At 70.2% G+C, this 20,454-nt stretch carries 5 protein-coding genes (1 of these 5 only partly in view); 2 read left to right on the forward strand and 3 right to left on the reverse strand.

Annotated elements, in window-relative coordinates; translation table 11 throughout:
• The 3 genes from ACE3RQ_RS02310 to ACE3RQ_RS02320 all read right to left on the reverse strand — a co-directional run.
• Positions 1–16,076, reverse strand: the 5' portion of a protein-coding gene (locus tag ACE3RQ_RS02310; protein WP_374519492.1) for an LEPR-XLL domain-containing protein. The gene continues 16,309 nt to the left of window position 1, outside the view; only the first 16,076 of its 32,385 coding nucleotides appear in the window; the start codon lies at positions 16,074–16,076; the stop codon falls past the left edge of the window.
• Between the two features lie 156 nt (positions 16,077–16,232).
• Positions 16,233–17,285: a BTAD domain-containing putative transcriptional regulator gene (locus tag ACE3RQ_RS02315; protein ID WP_374519494.1), complete on the reverse strand. Its 1,053-nt coding sequence runs from the start codon at positions 17,283–17,285 to the stop codon at positions 16,233–16,235.
• Between the two features lie 408 nt (positions 17,286–17,693).
• Positions 17,694–18,680, reverse strand: a complete 987-nt coding sequence (locus tag ACE3RQ_RS02320; protein ID WP_374519496.1) for an NADPH:quinone oxidoreductase family protein — start codon at positions 18,678–18,680, stop codon at positions 17,694–17,696.
• A 112-nt stretch (positions 18,681–18,792) separates the two neighbouring features.
• Here ACE3RQ_RS02320 and surE point away from each other — a divergent pair, with 112 nt between their 5' ends.
• The gene (gene surE, locus ACE3RQ_RS02325; RefSeq protein ID WP_374519498.1) at positions 18,793–19,569 is read left to right on the forward strand and encodes a 5'/3'-nucleotidase SurE; all 777 of its coding nucleotides are present in this window, start codon (positions 18,793–18,795) and stop codon (positions 19,567–19,569) included.
• Entirely contained in the window at positions 19,566–20,342 is a 777-nt protein-coding gene (locus tag ACE3RQ_RS02330) for a protein-L-isoaspartate(D-aspartate) O-methyltransferase (protein ID WP_374519500.1), read from the forward strand. The genes surE and ACE3RQ_RS02330 overlap by 4 nt, the downstream gene beginning before the upstream one ends.
• The last annotated feature ends 112 nt before the right edge of the window (positions 20,343–20,454 follow it).

The following is a 20,454-nucleotide window of genomic DNA, read 5'->3' on the forward strand; positions in this document are numbered from 1 at the left end:
TCGGGGTCGGACACTTGCGCGATGTCGGCCACCAGTGTGCGAGCCGCGTCCTGGTACAGGCGAATGGTGTTGTTGTCGATCTTCTGCACGTAGTAGCTGTGCTGGTCTTGCAGGCCACTGAGCGGCAGGTCTTTCTGGCGGATCAGGGTGTGGGTGTCGTTCGACTCGCGCAGCTCCGTGACCTCGGGGTGCGCCAGATCGGGGATCAGCACGTCCTGCGGGCGACCGATGGCAATGGCGTCCTGGTCGAAGGCAATGTTGTTGAGGTTGCCCCGGTCAATCACGGCCGCGTCGGTGCCATTGGCCAGCACCGAACCGTTGGCCAGCAGGATCTGGTTGCCCGAGACCGACTGGATCACGTACTGCGTGGTCACGCCGCTGCGCGTCACGTCAATGCTCTGGAAGGCCGCGAAGCCTTCGTTCTGGAAATTGCCCTCCGACCAGGTGATGCTGGCCAGGTCGCTGCCGTTCTGCGCGGTAAAGGTGAAGGAGTTGTCGGCGATGCGCGTGGCCTGGAAGTTGGGGCTGGCACCCACGGTGAGCGTCTTGGTGCTCACGCTGGTGATGTCCCACTTGCCCAGGTTCAGGTTCAGCAGGTCGTAGTAGAGGGTCACGTCCTCGGTGCTGGTGAAGCCATCGGCAATGAAGCTGCCGGTGTCGTTGCGCAGGAACTTCTGCACCCCGTTGTCGAGGAAGAAGTCCACGTTGTCCAGCACGATGCGCTCGCTGCGAACGATCTGGATGGCGTAGTCGTTGAGCACGCGCACCCGGTAGGTCTCGCCATTGACCAGGCCGGTGAGGGCCGATGCCTTGCTGGGGTCGCCACCGGCATCCACCGCGCGGTACACCACCAGTTCGTTGTCGGCGAAGCCGTGTTCGTACAGGTTGCCGTCGTCGTCGAGGAAGACGATGGTGTTGTTGTCCTGGAACACCAGCTTGAGCTGGCCGTTGTCGTAGGTGACGCTGGCGTCCACCTGCCCGGTGGCAAAGGTGATGGGGTCGGGCGCGTCGTAGATCACCAGGTCGCCGGTGTCGAAACCGTGGCCGGTGATGGTGATGGTGTTGGCCCCGCCGTTGACGCTGTTCACCGCGTCAAAGGCCTTGTAGTAGGCATCGGGGTTCAGGGCGCGGGCGCGGGCCGCATCGCGCTCGGCCTGGGTGGCGTAGTCGCCATACACCAGGCGGATGCGCGTGTCGTCGATGCGCTGCACGAAGTACAGCTTGCCCTCTTGCAGGCCGAAGTTGGCCAGGGCCTGGTTGTCGCCCGGGTAGTAGCGCACCTGGTCGCCGGCCAGGAAGTTGTGTGGCGCCACGAAGGTGATGATCTCGGTGGCGCTGTCCACGTTGGCGGTGTCGAAGGTGGCGCCCAGGTAGATGCGGTCGGTGTCCACATTGCCCTGGTCGTCGGTCACGTTGATCACGCCGTACTGGCGGTGCACGTTCACCACCACGTCGCCCACGATGGGAATCTCGATCACCACGCCATCGGGCAGGAACTGGTCCAGACCGGCAATTTCCTGGGCCGTGGTGCCATTGGTCACCACGTACTCCACCACCTGCCCGGTGCTCAGGCCGTGGCCCAGCACCTGCAGCGACTCGTCGTCGGCGTTGGCCGAGCGAATCACAAAGCCCGAGCCCTCGCCGTCTTGCGGGCCGCCGCGCGCGATCACGCTCACCAGTCCGGTGGCGCTGATGCGCGCGCCCGCGCCGATCAGCGCGTTCACCGTGGGGCTGGCGGTCGATTCCGAATCCGACGAGCCCGCGCCCAGCAGGCCGCCGATGGCAATGCCCTCCACGCGGGCGTCTGCCTCGCCGTCGCCCGTGGCGCGCACCGTCACGTGGCGCACGCCGTTGATCTGGGTGCTGGCCAGGATGCTGGCGTTCACCGTGGGACTGGCGGTGGCCTTGGCGTCGTTCACGCTCACCCCCACCAGCACACCGCCGGCGGCGGCCTCGGAAGTGGCGCGCGCGTCAGAGGTGCCGTAGGCCTCCACCTGCACGTCTTGCGCGGCGCTCACGTTCGCCCCGAATTCGGTGGTGGCGCCACCATTGGCCTCGGCCACGGTCTTGGTCACGCCGATGGCCGCGCCGCCGAAGGAGAACACATCGGTGTCGGCCTTGGCGTAGTTGGCCACGTTGGAGACCACCACCAGGTCGCCCGTGAGGGCAATGTTGCCGCCCGCGCCCACGCGGGTGAGCGCGGTGGCGTTGGATCGGGCCTCGGGCACCGCGCCCTGGCCGCTGAACAGGCCGCCGCCTGCGGCCTCGGCGGTGGCAAAGGCGCCACGGCCGCTGTCGCTCACGTTGTGGCGCGAGCGCATGGACAGGCTGGCGGCCTGAATGTCGGGCGTGCTGCCGATGGTGGTGGCCAGCGTGGTGTTGATGCGCGTGTCGGCAAAGCTGGTGCCCACCACGCCCAGGCCCACCGAGAGGGCGAACACATCGGCCTCGCCCCGGTGGCTGGTCTCGTTGGTCAGGCTCAGCGCGCCGGTGGCGTCCACCTTCACGTTGTCGCCCATCGACACCTGGGTGTCGGTGTTGATCTCGATGAAGGCGAAGTTCACCGTGGCCGCGATCGCGCCACCGGCCAGGGCGAAGGTGTCGGCGTTGGCGTCGATGGTGGACTGGCTGCTCATCGTCAGGTCGCCAATGGCGTCCACCTGGCCGATCTGCGCGTTGTTGGCCACGGCCACCAGGGCCTCTTTGGTGCCACCGTCGCTGTCGCCCACCGTCACCTTGGTGAACGAGGCGCCCGCGGCCACCGCGCCCACCTGCACGCCGGTGGACGAGACCTGAAATTCCTGGTCGGCCTGCGCGCTCAGGGCCACCGTCTGCGCGCCGTCCAGGGCGGCTGCCGTGCTGGCGCTGTTGTCGCCCACCAGGGTGCGCACGGCGCTGGTGTCGTTCACCACCACCACCGACGCGCCCAGGCCCACGAAGCCGCCTTGCAGCGCCACCGAGAGCACGTCCACGTTCTGATCGAAGGTCGCGCCCACGGTGATGCTGTCTTCGGCCCGCAGCTTGCCCAGTGCCTTGGCGTTCACCTGGCCCGACACATTGAGCACCGCCACCGAGGCGCCAGCGCCCACCAGGCCCACGCCCAGGTTGCCCAGCAGCAGGTCCACTTCCATGCGCTCATTGGCGGTGATGGCGATGTCGTCGCCCGCGCGCACCTCGGCGCCTTCGCCCACGCTGGCGGTGGTGCCCCGGTCGCCCGAGATGGCGGCGTTCAGGCCATTGGTCAGGTCGGTCTGGCTGAACTGGCGGTTGGTCACGCGGCTGTTGATGTCCAGCATGCCGGCCTGCACGCGCGAATCGGCCGTCTTGCTGTTGGCGCCCGCGCCGAAGCCGCCCAGTTCGCCGGTGAGGGCGCTCACGCCGCCTTCGGCCTGGCCGCCGGCATCGCTCACCGCGCTGGCGCCGCCTTCGCCTTGCAGGGCGTTGGCCGAGTCTTGCCCGCCTTTTTCGGAATCTTTGTACTCGGACGAGAAGTTCTCGCCCACCGACCACACCGAGACCGAGGCCCCCAGGCCCACCAGCCCGCCGGCACCCGAGAAGGTGTAGCCGGTGAGCGAGCGGTCGGCCACGGCGTGCACCTCCACATCGCCGCGCGCGCGCACCTTGGCGTTGTTGCCCACCTGGGCCACGGCGTCGTTCTGGATGTTGCCGAAGTCCACCGCGCCGGCCAGGCCCACCAGGCCCACGCCCAGCGCCCCGGCGAACGAGGTGATGTCGGTGCGGTTGCCCGCGTTCACGTACACGCCCTGGCTGGCGCTCACCGCCTCGCCCTGGCTGAGGTAGTCGGCCCAGCCCTGGTTCACCTGGGCACTGGCGCCGATGCGGGCAATGGTGTCGGAGTCGATCAGCGTCACCGTCACGCCACCGGCGATGCCGGCGTACAAGCCCACGCCACCGGCCACAGCGATGTGCGTCACCGCCTCGCTGGAGGTGGCCTGCACCACCACGCCGTGGCGGTCGTCGGCGCTGCCAAAGCCCGCGCCACCCACCGTGCCATCGAGCACGTCGTCCACCCCCGCGCTGCCCTGGCCGCGCGCGTCGATCACCGCGCGGTCGCCAATGCTGGCGGTGGTGTCCTTGGTCATGCTGGTCACGCCCACCGAGCCGGCCGCACCGGCCCCGGCCGCGCCCACCGCCACCGCGCCGGAGATCACCGTCAGGCGGGTGTCGTCGTTGGCCATCACGGCCACGTCGCCGCCGGCCTTCACCACCGCGTCGTTGCCGATGCTGGCGCTGGTGGTGTCTTCCAGCGACAGCACCGACACGCCACCGGCCAGGCTCACCGTGCCGCTGAAGGCCAGGCCGGCCGAGACGATCAGCACTTTCTCGCTGGCCTCGGCGCTCACCACCACGTCATCGGCGGCGCTCACCACCGCGCGGTCGCCAATGCTGGCCGAGGTCTCGATGTCCAGCACCGACACGTCCACCCCCGGCGCGCCCGCGCCCGAGCCCGCAATGGCCACGCCAGCGCCCACGCCCACGTGGTTGAAGTCGCTGGCCGCGTGCGCCGCCACCGACTGCCCGGCCACGCCGGTGCCGGTCTGGTTGATGCGGGCATCGGTGCCGATGGCGGCGCTGGTCTTCACGTCCACCACGTTCACCGCCGCGCCCACGGCCACGCCCACCGAGCCGCCGCCGCCCACGCTCACCGCCACGGTGGCGATGTCGTCTTCGCTGTTGGCCGACACGGCCACCCCGCGCACGGCGCTCTTGGTGGCGTTGTATTCGCGCCGGCCGGTCAGGCCGGGGTCTTGCTTGTCGGCACCGTCATCGGCGCCGTCCTGGTCCAGGTCGTTGAACTGGCTCAGGCCCGAGGGCGCGCCGCCTTCAAGCTGGCCCTTGGTCGGGCGGCTGCCGGCCGCGGTCTGGGTTTCGTAGTCTTGCGGCGCACCACCCACGTAGCTCTCGCTGGCCGCGCCCACGCGGGCCAGCACCACGTCGGCGCCTCGCCCGGTCACTTGGGCACCATTGCCGATCAGGGCCTCATTGGTCTTGTTCACCACCGCCACGCCTGCGGCCACGCCCACGCCGGCGCTGCCGCCAATGGCCACGCCGCCCACGATCAGGTCCAGCTCGGTCTCGTCGTTGCTTTGCACCAGCACGCTGGCGTCGGTGTCGATGTCGGCGTTGGCGCCAATGGCCGCCCGGGTGGTGGGCGTGAGCACGAACACATCGGCGGTGACGGTGATGCCGGCACTGCTGCCCACGCCCGCGGCCACCGAGAAGGAGCCCACGTTTTCGCGGCTGTCGGCCTCTACCACCACGTTGCCATCGGCGTCCACGCTGGTGCTGGCGCCCACCAGGGCCTCGGTGGTCTTGGTGAGGGTGGCCACGTTCACGCCGGCGCCCACGCCCGCGCTGCCGCCCGAGACCGCCAGCGAGCCGGCAATGGTCAGCAGTTCGCTGTGCGACTCGGCGTACACGTCCACGCCGGGGTCGCGGGTGGCGCCGTCCACCTCGGCGGTGATCACGCCGTTGGCGCCGATGGTGGCGCGGGTGGTTTCGGTCAGCACCGTCACCGCCACCGAGCCGGCCACCGCCGCGCTGCTGGCCGAGCCCGCGCCTGCGGCGGCGATGGTGGCCACCGCCTCGCTGGAGGTGGCGCTCACGCTCAGTCCGTTGGCGCCATTGGTGTCCACCGTGGCGTAGTCACCAATGCTGGCCTGCACGGTGTCTTCGTGCACCAGCACGATGGTGGCCACGCCCACCCCGGCGCTGCTGGCGCTGAAGGCCGCGCTGCCGGCCAGCAGGAAGGCGTCCATCGTGCCCTCGGCGCGCACCGTCACGTCGCCACCGGCGATCAGGCGCGTGCGGTTGAGCGAACTGCCGCCGGCCAGGGTGGCCTGGGTCTGGGTGAGCAGCACCAGCACGCCCACCGAGCCCGCCACGCCAGCGCTGCCGCTGCTCAGGCCCAGGGTGGCGGCAATCGAGGTGAGGCGGTCGTCAGAGTCAGCCTCCACCGTGATGTCGCCGTTGTCGGATTCGAGGTCGCTGCGCAGGCCCACGGTGGCCAAGGTGTCGCGCGTGATCACGCCCACGTCAAAGCCCAGGCCAACGCCGCCGCCGTTCATCGAGGCGCCGATGCTGCCAGCCGCCGACACCACCCGAAGCTGGTCAATGGCCGAGACCGTCACGCCCGCGTCGCCGCGCAGCAGGCTGTCGTTGCCCACCTTGGCCTCGGTGGTGATGAAAAACACGTTCACGCTGGCCGAGCCACCCACCGCCACGTTGCTGCCGCCCGAGCCCGCCAGACCGGCGGCGAAGGAGGTGAGGTCAATGTCCACGCCACTGAGCGGGCCCAGTTCGCTCACGTCCAGCTTCTTGGGCAGCAGGCTGAGGTCGGCCTTCACCGTCACCTCGCCGGCGGCGTCCAGCGTGCTGCGGTCGCCCACGCTGGCCTTGGCCTCCAGGCGGTTGGCCACGTTGGCCGCCACCGCAATGCCCACGCCAGTGCCGTTGGTGGAGAAGGCCGCACCGCCGGTCACGTTTTGCAGACCATTGCGGTTGCTGGCCTCCACCCGCACGTCGCCGCTGGTGCCGGTGAGGGTGCTGTCGTTGCCCACGCTGGCCTGTGCCAGGGTGTCGATGTAGTTGATGCCGATGGAGCCGCCCACCGCGGTGTTCTTGCCCACCGCACCCGAGAGCGCCCGCACCATGTAGCTGTTCTGGTCGGTGCCGGGCATGTAAGCGCGCACGGCCACGCCGCTGCCCTGCACGCTGGCGTTGTTGCCGATGGCGGCGATCGCGTCCACCACCACCACGTTCACCGCCACGGCCGCGGCCACGCCGGTGTCCGACGAGGTGTTGGTGGCGGTGGAGTCGGCGTCGATGTGGGCGGTGATGCGGTGCTCGGTCTCCACCCGCACCGCGCCGCTGGCCGCCACGCTCACGCCGTCGGCGATCTTGGCCTGTGCCGTGCCGCCGATGTAGTTCACGCCCACGGTGGCCGCCACCGAGGTGCCGCCCGAGCCGCCTGCGCTGGACGAGTTGGTCTTCTGACCGCCCTGGCCTTCGGTGCTGGTGTTGGCGCTGGTCATGGCGCCTTCGCCGCTTTGCGTGGGCGCCTTGTCGGCGGCCGGGCCGGCCTTGGAGCGCGCCAGGTTGCCCTGGTTGGTGGTCTGCTCGTCCGACTTGCCTTGCGAGCTGGAGCCGCCCTTGGCGCTGGCGGTCACGTCGATGGTGGAACTCAGCAGCGAGCGGGTCTGCACGTCCAGCGAATCGGGCGTGCCCGCGATGCTGCGGCCCAGCAGGGCGGTGGTGTCGTGCGTGCCGATGTTGATGGCCACCGAAGCGCCCACGCCGGCCGACTGCCCGCCCGTCACCGAGCCGTCGCCGGTGCTGGCCACGGTGGACACATGGAAGGCCTGGATGTCGATGTCGCCGTCCACCGCCAGCACGCCCGCGCTGCTGCCCAGCTGGGCGCGGGTGAGGTTTTCGGTGTAAGTCACGGCGATGGCACCGCCCACGGCCGTGCTGCCGCCCGCGCCGGCCTTGGCGTCGGTCTTCACGGTGTTGGTGCTGTCGGCCTTCACCGTCACGTCGTCCAGGGTCTGGCCCAGGCCGGTGGTCACGCTGCTGCCGCTGGTGGTTTCGGCAATCGTGTCGTGAATGCCCACGTTCACGCCCACCGACACACCCGCGCCCACGCTGTCGCTGCCGGCCGAGGTGGCGGCCGAGGTGGCCGACACCGTGTCGCTGTGGTGGTTGATGGCCTGCAGGCTCAAGTCGCCGTTGCCGCCCAGCACCGCGGTGGCAGTGCCGCCATCGCCAAACACTGCGCGGGTGTTGGTGATGGCCACGTTGATCGAGGCCGAGCCCGCCACGCCGGTGTTGGCGCCGCTGGAGCCCGACTTGGTGGTGGCCGCGAAATCGTGGCTGGCGTTGCCGGTGGGCCGCATGGTGGCCTCCAGGGCCAGGCCATCGGCGCGCACCGTGGCGCCGCTGCCCACCAGGGCTTCGTTGTCCATTTGCGCCACGTTGATGGCCACCGCCACGCCCACGGCGGTGCTGCCATCGGACGAGGTGGCCTTGGCCGAGCCGTCGGCATCGGCGCGCGCGTCCATCTGGTTGGACGAGCGCAGCGCCACGTTGCCGGCGCCCGCGCCGTCACCCGCCACCACCGTGCGCGAGGGCAGGATGCTGGCGCGCGCCGTGGCCTCGGCCACGTTCAGGCCCAGCGAAGCCGCCACGCTCACCTGCTGGTCGCCGCCGCCCGTGCCGCTGGTGTTGGCCGAGGCCGAGGGGCCGGTCTTCACGTCGCTGCCCGCGCCGTTCTTCTGGTCGGCCAGCGTTTTCTGCTGCGCCACCTGGCCATCGGCCGTGCTGTTGCCGCCTTCGTCTTTCTTGGCACCCGCGGCCGAGGAATCGGCCCGGGCAAAGGTGGTGCCGCCCACCACGGCTTGCAGCGTGACGTCGCCATCGGCGGTGAGGTCGCGGTTGAGGTTGGCGGTGCCCTGGTCGTCCACGATGTTCAGCGCGATCGCCACGCCAATGGCGGTGTTGCCCGTGGCGTTGCCTTTGGCGCTGGTGTTGGTGACGCCGGTGTGCGTGGCCGTGGCACTGTAGTCGCCGGTGATGTCCAGCGCCGTGGCCGAGCTGCCCACGCTGGCGTCGGTGTGGTTGCCATCGGCCACGGTGATGGCGAACGAGCCGCCCACGCTGGTGCCGCCGCCGCTGGCGCCGCCCGCGGCGTAGGTGGTGGTGGTGTGGTCGCCGGTGGCGCTCAGCGTCAGGTCGTGCCCGCCGCTCAGGGCCGCGCCGCTTTCCAGGCGGGCGTTCACCGCGTTGTCCACCACGTGCACGGCGATGGACGCGCCCACGCCGGTGGCGCTGGCGCCGTTCACCGCGGCCTTGGCGTTCACGTCCGAATCGGTGCTGCTGGCGGCGGCCAGGGTCACGTCACCGCCCTGGGCGTTGACCGAGGCACCGCTCTTCACCACCGCCTCGGTCACCGAGCCGCTGGCCGGGTTCACGATGTTCAGCGCGAACGAGCCGGCCACACCGGTTTCGGTGCTGGCACCGCCCGCACCCGAGGTGGCGTGCGCGGTGTAGTGGTGCTGGCTGTCGCCGGCCACGGTTTTCATGAGCGCCTGGGCCGAGAAGCCCTCACCCTGCACGCTCACGCCCGTGCCCACCGAGGCGCTGTTGCGCATGTCGGCCACGTTGATGCCCACGGCCACGCCCACGGCGGTGGCCAGGCTGCCGTCCACCGCCTTGGCGTCGGCAATGGCCTCGGCCTCCATGTGGTTGCGCGCGGTCAGCGACACGCCGCCCGTGCCGTTGTCGTCGGCGTCGGCCGTGATGGCGGTGCCCGCGCCAGCCAAGGCCGCCTCGGCCTTGGAAGACGACACGTTCAGCGCCAGGGCCGCACCCACGCCCACCGAGCCGCTGCCGCCGCTGCCGTTGTTGGCCGAGGCGTTGCTGCCGGCGCTCTTGTCGGCCCCGGCGTTCTTGCTGTTGAGCACATTGGTCTGCTTGGTGACCTGCTGGTCGGCCGAGTCGTTGCCCTTGGCCGATTCCTTGTTCTTGTCGGCGCCCTTGGCCGAGGCCGTGGCCTGGGCGATGCTGGCGCCATCGGCACTGGCGGTGAGGCCCACCGCGCCATCGGCGCTCAGGTCGCGCTGCACGATGGCGCGGGCGCTGTCGTCCACGAAGGCCAGCGCAATGGCCGCGCCCACGGCCGTGTCGCTGCCCTGGGCCTTGCCCTCGGCGGTGGTGTCGGTGTCGCCGTGGTGCAGGGCGGTGGCGCTGAAGCTGCCGCCAATGTCCATGCCCGCGCCAGCGGTGCTGCCCACCAGGGTTTCGGTGCGGTGGTCGGCAATGGTGAGCGCGAAGGCGCCGCCCACGGCGGTCTGCACGCCCTTGCCCTCGGCGCCGCCCTTGGCGCGGGTGATGTTGTCGTGTTCGCCCGTGGCGTTTACGGTGACGTTGCCGCCCCCGGTGAGGGTGGCGTTGTTGGCGATGGCGGCCTGCGCCACCTCGTCGATCACGTGAATGGCAATGGACGCGCCCACGCCGGTCTTGCCGCCGGTGGTGGCGGCCTCGGCCACGGCGTCGTTCTGGCTGCGGTTGGTGGCGGTGAGGGCCACCGCGCCGGTGCCGGCGTTCACGCTGGCGGTGCCTTGCACGGCGGCCTCGGTCACCGAGTCGCTGCCGGCGTTGACGATGTTCAGCGCAAACGAGCCGGCCACCCCGGTCTCGCCAGCGGCCGCGCCCGAGGTGGCGCGGGCGGCGGTTTCGTGCAGGGTGTCGCCACCGGCGCTCTTCATGGTGGCGCTGGCGGTGAAGCCCTGGCCGTTCACCTGCGCGCCGCTGCCCACGCGGGCCACGTTGCGCGCATTGGCCACGTTGATGGCCACCGCCGCACCCACGGCGGTGTCGGACGGCTTGGTGCCGGTGTTGGGGTCGGCGGCCGGGTCAAGCTCCACGGTGGAGCCGTCGGCCGTGGCGCTGGCGTCCTGGTTGTTGGAGGCGCGCAGGGCCACCGCGCCGCCATTGGCGTTGACCACGGTGGTGTTGCCGGTGATCAGGGCCTCGGCGTGCGAGGCGCCCACGTTGAGCGCCAGCGCGGCGGCCACGCCCACCGAGCCGCCGCTGCCGTCATCGGCCGTGGCCTCGGTGGGGGCGGTGCTGGCCTTGTCGCCCGAGTCTTTGGCGTTGGCGGTGTTCTTCTGGCTGGTGAGCTGGTCGTTGGCGCTGCTGCCGCCGGGGTCTTGTTCGCTGCTGGCGCCGGCCACCGAGGCGGTGGCCTCGGCCACGCTGGTGCCGTCGCCGTGCGCGTCCAGCGCCACCGCGCCGCCGGCGGTGAGGCTGCGCGCCAGGCTGGCGTGGGCCACGTCGTCCACAAAGCTCAGGGCAATGGCCGCGCCCACGGCCGTGCCGCCCGCGGCGTCGCCTTCGGCCTGGGTGGTGGTGTGGCCGTGGTGCTGGGCACTGGCCGAGAAATCGCCGGTGATGTTGAGCGCGCTGCCGCCGTCCACCACGGCCTGGGTGCGGTTGTCGGCCACGGTGATGGCGAAGGAGCCGCCCACGGCGGTGCCGTCTTTGCTGCTGGCGCCGCCCGAGGCGGTGGTGCGGGTGTCGTGGCTGCCGGTGGCCGAAATGGCCAGGTCGTCGCCGCCGCTGAGATTGCCCAGCAGTTCTGCGCGGGTGCTGTTGTCCACCACCTGGATGGCGATGCCGGCACCCACGCCGGTGGCAGCGCCTTCGTCCACGGCGGCCTTGGCCTCCACGGTGTGGTCGCTCAAGTTCTCGGCCTCGATGCTCACGTTGCCAGTGCCGGCGCTGGCGTTGCCGTCAATGGCCGCGCGCGTGCCGGCGTCGCTGCCCTGGTTGGCCACGTTCAGCGCGAACGAGCCGGCCACGCCGGTGTCGGTGGCGCTGGCGCCCGACTTGGCCTTGGCCGCGGTCTTGTGCTTGGCCGTGTCGCCACCCTTCATGGTGGCGCCCACGGTGAGGCCCTGGCCGCTGAGGAAGGCGCCCGCGCCCACCAGGGCCACGTTCTCCACGTTGGCCACGTTGATGGCCACCGCCGCGCCCACCGAGGTGGCCGAGGCCTCGCCGTCGGTGGCCGAGCCATCGGCCACGGCCTCGGCGTCCATGTCTTGCTCGCTGGTGACGCTGGCCGCCCCGGTCTGGGCCACCAGGTTGCCACTGAGCACGGCGGCGCGGGCCTCGCCCTGCGCCACGTTCAGCGCCAGGGCAGCGGCCACACCCACCGAGCCGCCGTTGCCGTCGGTGGCGGTGTTGCTGGCACCGGCGCTGTTGCTCTGGCCCGATTTGTCGTTGGCCAGTTGCGTCTGCTTGCCGATCTGGTCGTCGGCGGTGTTGCCGCCGGGGTCGCCGCCGTTGCTGTCTTCGTTGGCGTCGGCGCCGCCGGCGGAGGCGCTGGCGGTGGCGCTGCTGCTGGCCTGCGAGACCACGGCCAGGGTCACGGAGCCGCCGGCGGTGATGCTGCGCGCGGTGGTGGCCTGGGCCACGTCGTCCACGAAGCTCAGGGCAATGGCCGCGCCCACGGCGGTGCCGCCCAGGGCCGAGCCACCGGCTTCGGTGGTGGTGCTGGCGGTGTGGGTGGCGGTGGCGCTGAAGTCGCCGCTGATGGCCATGGCCGAGCCGGTGCCCACGGTGGCGGCGGTGCGGTTGTCGGCCACGGTGATGGCAAAGGCCCCGCCCACGCTGGTGGTGCCGCCGCTGGCCCCGCCATCGGCCAGGGTGCCGGTGGTGTGGTGGCCGGTGGCGGCCAGGCTCACGTCGGCGCTGCCGTTCAGGGTGCTGCCGTTGGCCAGGGTGGCCTCGGTGGTGTTGTCCACCACGTTCACCGCGATGGCGGCGCCCACGCCGGTGGCGTTGCTGCCCAGGTCGTCGGCGGCGGCGTTGGCCGTGACCTGCGTGGCCGTGCGGCTGCTGGCGGTGATGCTCACGTCGCCCGTGCCCGCGTTCACCACGCCGGTGCCGCCAATGCCGGCCCAGGTGTCGGCCTCTGACACGTTCAGCGCGAACGAGCCGGCCACGCCCACGTCCTGCCCGCTGGCGCCCGAGGTGGCGCTGGCCTGGAAGTCGTGCGAATCGGGGTTCTGGGCGGCCAGGTCAGTCATGGTGGCGCTGGCGCTGAAGCCGTTGGCGTTCACGCTGCCGTCCACCCGCGCGGTGTTGTGCATCTGCGCCAGGTTGATGGCCACCGCCGCGCCGATGCCGGTGGCTCCATCGGTCTTGGCCGAGCCATCGGCCAGGGCGCGCGCGTCGTGCTGGTTGCTCGCACTCAGGCTGGTGGCCCCGCCTGAGGTGATGGCGCTGCCCGCGTCCACCGTGGCGCTGCTGACGCTGCTGCCCGACTGCAGCGCCAGCGCGGCGGCCACGCCCACGCCCTGGCCGCCGCCGTCGCTGGCCGACTGGCCCACCGCGTCGCTGTCGCCCGAGCGGCTGTTGGCCAGCCCGGCCTGGTCTTGCGCCTGCCCGTCGGCGCTGCCGCTACCGTCGTCTTCAGCGCCCGCGGCCGAGGCTTTGGCCTCCACCTTGCTGAAGCCGCTGCCGTGCGCGGCCAGGCCCACGCTGCCGTCGGCGCGCACGCTGGCGCGCTGGTTGCTGCTGCTGGCGCGGTTGTCCACGAAGCCCAGGGCAATGGCGGCGCCCACGGCGGCGTCGCCACCGGCGGCGTCACCACTGGCGGTGGTGGTGCTGCTGCCGCTGTGGGTGGCGCTGGCGCTCACGTTGCCGCTCACGTCCAGTTCGTCGCTGCCACTGAGCTTGACCTCGGTGGTGTTGTCGATCACGTCAATGGCAAACGCGCCGCCCACGCCCACGCCGCCGCCGTTGCCCTTGCCACCGGCCTGCGCCGTGGTGGCTGAGGTGTGGGTGCCGCTGGCGGCCAGGGTCACGTCGTGCCCGCCGTCCACCGCCCCGGCCAACTCGGCGCGGGTGCTGTGGTCGATCACGTTCACCGCCACCGAGGCGCCAATGCCCAGACCGGCCGCGCCGCTCTCGCCGGGCAGGGCCGAGGTGGTGGCGGCGGTGGTGCTGCTGGCGCTCAGGCTCAGGTCGCTGGTGTCGCCCAGGGTGAGGGTGGCGCTGGAGAGCACCTCGGCCTGCACTGTGGTGGACAGCACCTGAATCGCCAGCGAACCGGCCAGGCCGAACTCGCTGGCGTCGCCCGCGCCCGAGGTGGCGCTGATGGTGTAGCTGTTGCCCGCCGCCAGGGTGGCGCCCAGGCTCACGCTGCCGGCGTTCACGCTGGCCCCGCCAATGCTGGCCGTGGTTTGGCTGTTGGTCAGGCCAAAGGCCACGGCCACGCCCACGCCGGTGTTGCCGGCGCCGGTGTTGCGGCCGTCGGCCGTGGTGCTCAGGCTCTCGGTGCTGGCCGCGGTGAGCGCCAGGGCGCCGCCGGTGGCGATGCTGCCGGTGCTGGTGATGGCTGCGGTGGTGCTGGCGTCATAAAACGACATGGCCACCGCGCCGGCGAAGTTGATGCCGCCGCCGCTGGTGGCGGCCTGGTCGCTGGTGTTGCTGTCTTGGTTGGGGTCTTGCAGGCGCTGTTCCGACTGGTTGCTGCCGCCGCCATCGCTGGCGCCGCCGGCCGTGGAGGTGGCGCTGGTGCTGATGGCGCTGCCCAGCGCCGCGCTGATGGTGATGCTGTCGGGCGCGTCACCGGCCAGCGCACCAATGCTGGCGCTGTCTTGCACCAGGGCCTCGGTGCTCAGGTCCACGATGGTCAGGCCCAGCGTGGCGCCGGCCTGGCCCTGCGTGCCATCAGCGGCGCTGGTGACGCTGGCCACCGTGGTGGCCGCCAAACTCACCGCGCCACTCACCTGCACGCTGGTGCTGCCGCCCAGGTGCACGCTGGAGACGGTCTCCAGGTAGACGATGCTCACCGCCGCGTCCAGCGTGACGCTGTTGTCGCTGGCGTCGGCCGCGTCCACCACGTTCACCGTGGCCGACACGTTGGCGCTGGCCGAGAGGCTGGCGGCCGAGAGCACGGCGCTGTTCACCACGATCTGCGCCTTGGGCACGGCGGCCACGCCGGCCACCGCCACCGGGCCGAGGTCGGCCGGGTCGGCGATGACGTTGGCCGTGGCCGTGGCGCTCAGGGTGATGGCGCCACCAGCGCTCACCGTGGCGCCGCTCAGGTCAATCAGCGCGCTGGCGTCGTTGGCCAGGTAGAAGCCCAGGTACTGGCTGGCCAGGGGCACGGTGCCGTCGCCGCTGGCGCTGGCGGTGAGCACAAGGTCGCCAGCCACCGACAGGCTGCCGTTCACGTCGATGCTTTCGGCCAGCACGGTGATGGCGCCGGCACTCACGTTGCCGTTGAAGACGACCGCATCGCGCCCGTCTTCGCCGTCGATGGTGAGGGTGGCCGTGCCCAGGTCAACGCCGGTCACGGTGAGCGTGTCCTGGTTGAACAGGGGCAGGCCCGGGTCGCCGCCCAGGCGGATGGTGAGCGTCTGCACCGGCTTGTTGAAGCGGATCGACTCGAAGGTGGGAATGGCCGAGACCGAGGCAAAGCTCAACGTGCCGTCGCCGTTGTCGGTGAGGGTGGCCTCATCGGCCAGGTTGTCGGGCAGGGGAACGGGCAGCGAGTCGTTGAGCTGGTTGGTGCTCAGGCTCACGTTGTCGGCGGTGCTGTTGTCCACGATGGGCTCCAGCCCCTCGTAGTTCAGGCGCTGGCCGTCGCGGTCCACGTAGCCCGACTGCGGGCCGCTGGCGCCGTAACTCACGTTCTGGAAGTGCCCGCCGTCGAGCAGCATGGTGTCAAAGCCACCGGCACCGCCGTCCATCGTGCCCGAGAGCGCGCCGCCGGCTTGCACCCGGAAGGTGTCCTGGTTGTCGGCCGCGCCGATCAGGTTGTCCAGCGCGCTGAAGCGCAGGTAATCGGTGAGGCCATCGCCCAGTGTGCCGATGCCGTCGCCCGTGAGCGTCCACAACGAATCCACCGCCGCGCCGAACAGGCTGTCCTCGCCCGCGCCGCCCAAGAATTCGATGCCGCCGGCCACGTCCACCGTGAGCAGGCTGGCGTCCAGCGTGAGGCGCACGTCGTAGTCGCTGCTGACCACGCGAACCCCCGCGCCGCTGCTGCCGTCGATGTCGGCCAGCGCGGCCGAGGCAAAAATCACCTGCGCGTCGGCGCTGTCCACCAGCCGCACCGTGGCCACGCCGTCCACCTCGTCCAGGCGCAGCGTGAAGTCGCCGCTGCCCATGGCGGTGTAAGACAGATCGGCCGAGAGCAGCAGGCGCGGCTCCAGCGCCTCCAGCCCAATGCCTCGCCCCGTGCGCACCAGGTGCATGCGCCGTGGCCGCATGCGCAAGCGCGGGCGGTGGTGGGTGCTGGCGGGCATGGCCCAGGCGCGGTCTTGCGCGCGGAAGTCGGGCGGTGCCTTGCCCGCAGCCTGGGGCTTGGCGTGCGCCGGGGGGTAGGGAAAGGCCAGCCAGGCGTGCCGGTGGCACCAGAGCTGGTAGCTCTCCTGCAGCTTGCTCCAGAGTTTTCGGGGCTTGAGCAGCTTGAGCAACTGGTCGCCACGGCGGCGCACCGACGATTCACCCGACTCCCGCGATTGGCCAAGGTAAGACATGGCACCCTCCAGCTCTGGTCATGACAAACACTTCTGCGACGTGCAGAAACGACCTGATGCTAGGAAGGGGGGGCCTAGCGATCTCTTAGCGATCGCTCAGGAATGGCGGGGGAGTAGGCACCGCCTGTCGGTTGGGCAAGCCTGTCGCCTGGCCGATCAGTGACGGGGAGCGATCATGGCCGCCCGGTGCAACTGCTCTGTGCGCTCGGAGGGTGCCACCCCCAGCACGATGGAGAGCAGTTCGCGGCAACGCCGGTACACCAGCATGGCTTCGGCGTGCTCACCCCGGTTGAGGTGGCAGATCATGAGTTGCTGGTAGAGCAGCTCAGATAGGTTGTCCACCTCCAGCCCCTGCTCGTAGATGGAAATGGCCGCCTCCCAGGCGTTCAAACCCTCGAATCGCCGCCCCAGCTGCAGCACCAGCCGGTGAAAGCGGTTGCGCAGGCGGTCGCGATAGGGCAAGGCCCAGGGCACGTCCCCCTCGGTGGCCAGGAAATGTCCGGAATACAGGCGCAGCGCGGCATTGGCGTTTTCCACGTCCAGCGGCGGCGAACTGGTCTGCACGTCGACCGCCACGCCCTGTGTGAGCCGACCAAATGACCAGGCGTCCACCCAGCAGCGCTGAGGGTCCAGGCCGAGCTTGCCGTTCTGGATTTGCAAGGCCTCGCCGTCCACCAGCAGACGACGAAGCCGGTGCAAGGTGTTGTCAAACAGGTTGCGCAGGTTGCTGCTGCTCTCTTCGGGCCACAGGCTTTGCATCAAGGCCTCGGTGCTGACCTCTCGCCCCCCGCTGGCCACCAGCTGCTGCAGGAGCTCCAGTGCCTTCTTCGGCGACTTGCCCTTGAAGGTGAGCGGCTCGCCAGCGATCACCAACCCAAATCGCCCCAAGGTGTGCAGGCGCACCGCCCAAGGCCAGATCAGGCTGTCGATTTCCTTCGCTGGCCGAATCCGCTGCGCCAGAATCGCTTCGCGCGCCGCCTGCGGCTCAATCTGCAGGCGCAAGGCGCAGGCGCACAACTGGCTCATCACCTCGGGCGGCGCCAGCGCTGTGCCCAGCAGGGAGCTTTGCTGCATCAGCCGTAACGACTCGGCCAACAGCAACCGAAAACGGTTGACCTGAGCGGCATCAAAGGCCATGGCGGTGAGGCAAAGCATGGCGCTCACCTGCGCCTCAGGCCCGTTGGGCATGACCCGGCGCACCAGCTCCATGCCTGCATCGGAAGGTTGGGCGGGCGCAAGGGCGCGTGAGCACACCCGAAGGCTGGCAAGGATGGCCGCCTCGCGCTGATGCGCGTGTGCTCCCTTGATCCAGGCTTCAAACGCCTTCTCATCCGGATCTTGGCTGCCCGGCACCCTGCCCGCGGCTTGCAGATCAATCAATGGCGCAGGGACCGACTCCAGCGACAGATCCCCGTCATCGGATTTCTTTTTCGCACTGGCCTGCCCCCGAGCCCCGCCCCCGTTTGCTCCTTCAGATGTAGTCAATCACGCCTCCAGCAGCTTCTTGTTGGCGTGAGTTTTTAAACCCTCTGCACTGCCTTGTCTATGACAATAGAATTTATTGTAATAAAAAAGTGCAATAAAAGTTTGCAAACAAGACAATTGCCCGCTGGGCGGTCAGTTCACGAGGACGAGCTTGCCTTTGATCGCACGCGAGCCCATCACTTCATAGGCCTTCATCAGTTCGCTCATGGGCAGGGTCTGGTCAATGGCCGGCTTGATCTGGCCCTTCAGGTACATCTGGGCCAGGGTCTGCATCATCTCGGCGTTGGCCTTGGGCTCGCGCTTGGCAAAGTCGCCCCAGAACACGCCCACGATGCTGGCGCCCTTGAGCAGCGGCAGGTTCAGCGGCAGCGAAGGAATCGGGCCGCTGGCAAAGCCAATCACCACGTAGCGCCCACGCCAGGCAATCGAGCGGAACACCGGCTCGGCAAACTCGCCGCCCACGGGGTCATACACCACGTCAGGGCCCTTGCCACCGGTGAGGCGCTTGATCTCTTCGCGCAGCGAGCCGCCGGGCGCGTGCACGCTGTAGTTGATGGTCTCGTCGGCACCCAGTTCGCGGCACAGTGCGCACTTGTCGTCGGTGGAGGCCGCGGCAATCACGCGCGCGCCCGCCGCCTTGGCGATCTGGATGGCCGAGGTGCCCACGCCACCCGCCGCGCCCAGCACCAGCACCGTCTCACCCGCCTTCAATTGCGCGCGATCCATCAGCGCGTGCCATGAAGTGGCGTAAATCATGATGAAAGCCGCCGCGTCCACGGCCGGGAAGCCCTCGGGCAGCGGCATGCACATGGCCGCCGGTGCCAGCGTGTGGGTGCCAAAGCCACCCGTGCCCGCCAGGCAGGCCACGCGCTGGCCCACCTTCAGGTGGGTCACGCCCTCGCCCAGTGCCTGCACCACGCCCGCAAACTCCGAGCCCGGCACGAAGGGCAGGGGCGGCTTGATCTGGTACTTGTTCTGCACGATCAGCAGGTCGGGGAAGTTCAGGCTGGCGGCCTCAATGGCCACCAGTACCTGCCCGGGCCCCGGTTGCGGGGTGGGCAGTTCCGTCCAGCGCAGGGCCTCAACGCCCACGGGGTTCTCGCAAAGCCAAGCCTTCATTCGTCGGTCTCCTTGTTGGGTTTGGCGCGCATGATCGGGCAGCCTCACGGGCGGTCTTGTCTCTCGGGCGACCGGCCCGAAAGGGCATGGGGTGCGGCCTAAAATCGCCGCCATGAAAATCCTCATCTCCAATGACGACGGTTACCAGGCGCCCGGCATCGTGGCGCTCTACGAGGCACTCAAAGGCCTGGCCGACGTGGAGGTGGTGGCCCCCGAGCACAACAACAGCGCCAAGTCCAACGCGCTCACGCTGCACTCGCCGCTGTACGTGCACACCGCGCCCAACGGCTTTCGCTACGTGAACGGCACCCCGGCCGATTGCGTGCACATCGCGCTCACCGGCCTGCTGGGGTACCGGCCCGACCTGGTGGTCTCGGGCATCAACAACGGCGCCAACATGGGCGACGACACCATCTACTCCGGCACCGTGGGCGCGGCCATGGAGGGCTACCTCTTCGGCATCCCGGCCATCGCCTTCTCGCAAACCGAAAAAGGCTGGGCCCACCTCGACGTGGCCGCCGAGAAGGCCGCCCAACTGGTGCAGCAGTTGCTGCCCGCCTCGGCCGAGGCCGCCCGCCGCCACGAGCCCTGGCTGCTCAACGTGAACATGCCCTGCCGCCCGGCCAGCGAGTTCAAGGGCTTCAAGGTGGCCCGCCTGGGCCGGCGCCACGCGGCCGAATCGGTCATCACCCAGGTGAACCCGCGCGGCGACACCATGTACTGGATCGGTGCCGCCGGCCCCGCCAAAGACGAGGCCGAGGGCACCGACTTCCACGCCACCCAGCAGGGCTACGCCACCATCACCCCGCTGCAGATCGACCTGACCGACCACGATCGCCTGGCCTACTGGGCACCCACGGCGGCCCAGCTCTCCGGGGCGATGAAGTGAAGCAGCCGCCGGCCAACCGGCCTCGCCCCGCCTTTCCGGCCCGCCTGCCCAGCGCCCCGGCGCCGCAGCCAGCACGCAAACCGCTGGCCGCCACCCCCGCGCCGCAGGTCGTGCTGCCCCAAGGCCTGGGCATGGACTCGGCCGCCGTGCGCGCGGCCATGGTGCGCAAGCTGCAGGCCCAGGGCCTGGCCCACCCCATGGTGGTGGCCGCCATGCTGGCGGTGGAGCGCCACCGCTTCGTCGACAGCGCCCTGGTCAACCAGGCCTACGAAGACACCAGCCTGCCCATCGGCCTGGGCCAGACCATCAGCAAGCCCAGCGTGGTGGCCCGCATGATCGAGCTGCTGCTGCACGGCCGGCACGACAAGCTTGGCCGCGTGCTGGAGATCGGCACCGGCTGCGGCTACCAGGCCGCGGTGCTCAGCCAGGTGGCGCGCGAGGTGTACAGCATCGAGCGCCTGAAGGGCCTGCACGACAAGGCCCGCGACAACCTGCGCCACTTCCGTGTGCCCAATCTGCACTTGCTGTTCGGCGACGGCATGGTGGGTTTCGCCCGTGGCGCGCCCTACGCGGCCATCATCGCCGCTGCCGGTGGCGAAGACATTCCGACCGCCTGGGTGGACCAGCTCGCCGTGGGCGGTCGCCTGGTGGCGCCGGCCGTCACCGCCCAAGGGCGGCAGAACCTGGTGGTGGTGGACAAAACCCCCACCGGCGTGGTGCGAACCGAGCTGGAGGCCGTTCATTTCGTGCCCCTAAAATCGGGCATTGCCTGACGGTTGCGCCTCGGCTGGCGCTTTGCACCGTTTTTTCCCGAGTTCTCTCGCGGGTCGGCACGCCGGCCCCGCACATCGGTGGAGTCTTCATGAACCAATCCCTCTCCCTGCC

Source organism: Hydrogenophaga sp. (assembly GCF_041913525.1).
In the GTDB taxonomy this organism is placed as follows: Bacteria; Pseudomonadota; Gammaproteobacteria; order Burkholderiales; family Burkholderiaceae_C; genus Hydrogenophaga.

What these genes read in the sequence shown, in the direction of transcription:
- ACE3RQ_RS02320 (WP_374519496.1), bottom strand. Translation starts at nt 18,680, where the DNA reads ATGAAGGCTTGGCTTTGCGAGAACCCCGTGGGCGTTGAGGCCCTGCGC.
- ACE3RQ_RS02315 (WP_374519494.1), bottom strand. Translation starts at nt 17,285, where the DNA reads ATGGAGCTGGTGCGCCGGGTCATGCCCAACGGGCCTGAGGCGCAGGTG.
- surE (WP_374519498.1), top strand. Translation starts at nt 18,793, where the DNA reads ATGAAAATCCTCATCTCCAATGACGACGGTTACCAGGCGCCCGGCATC.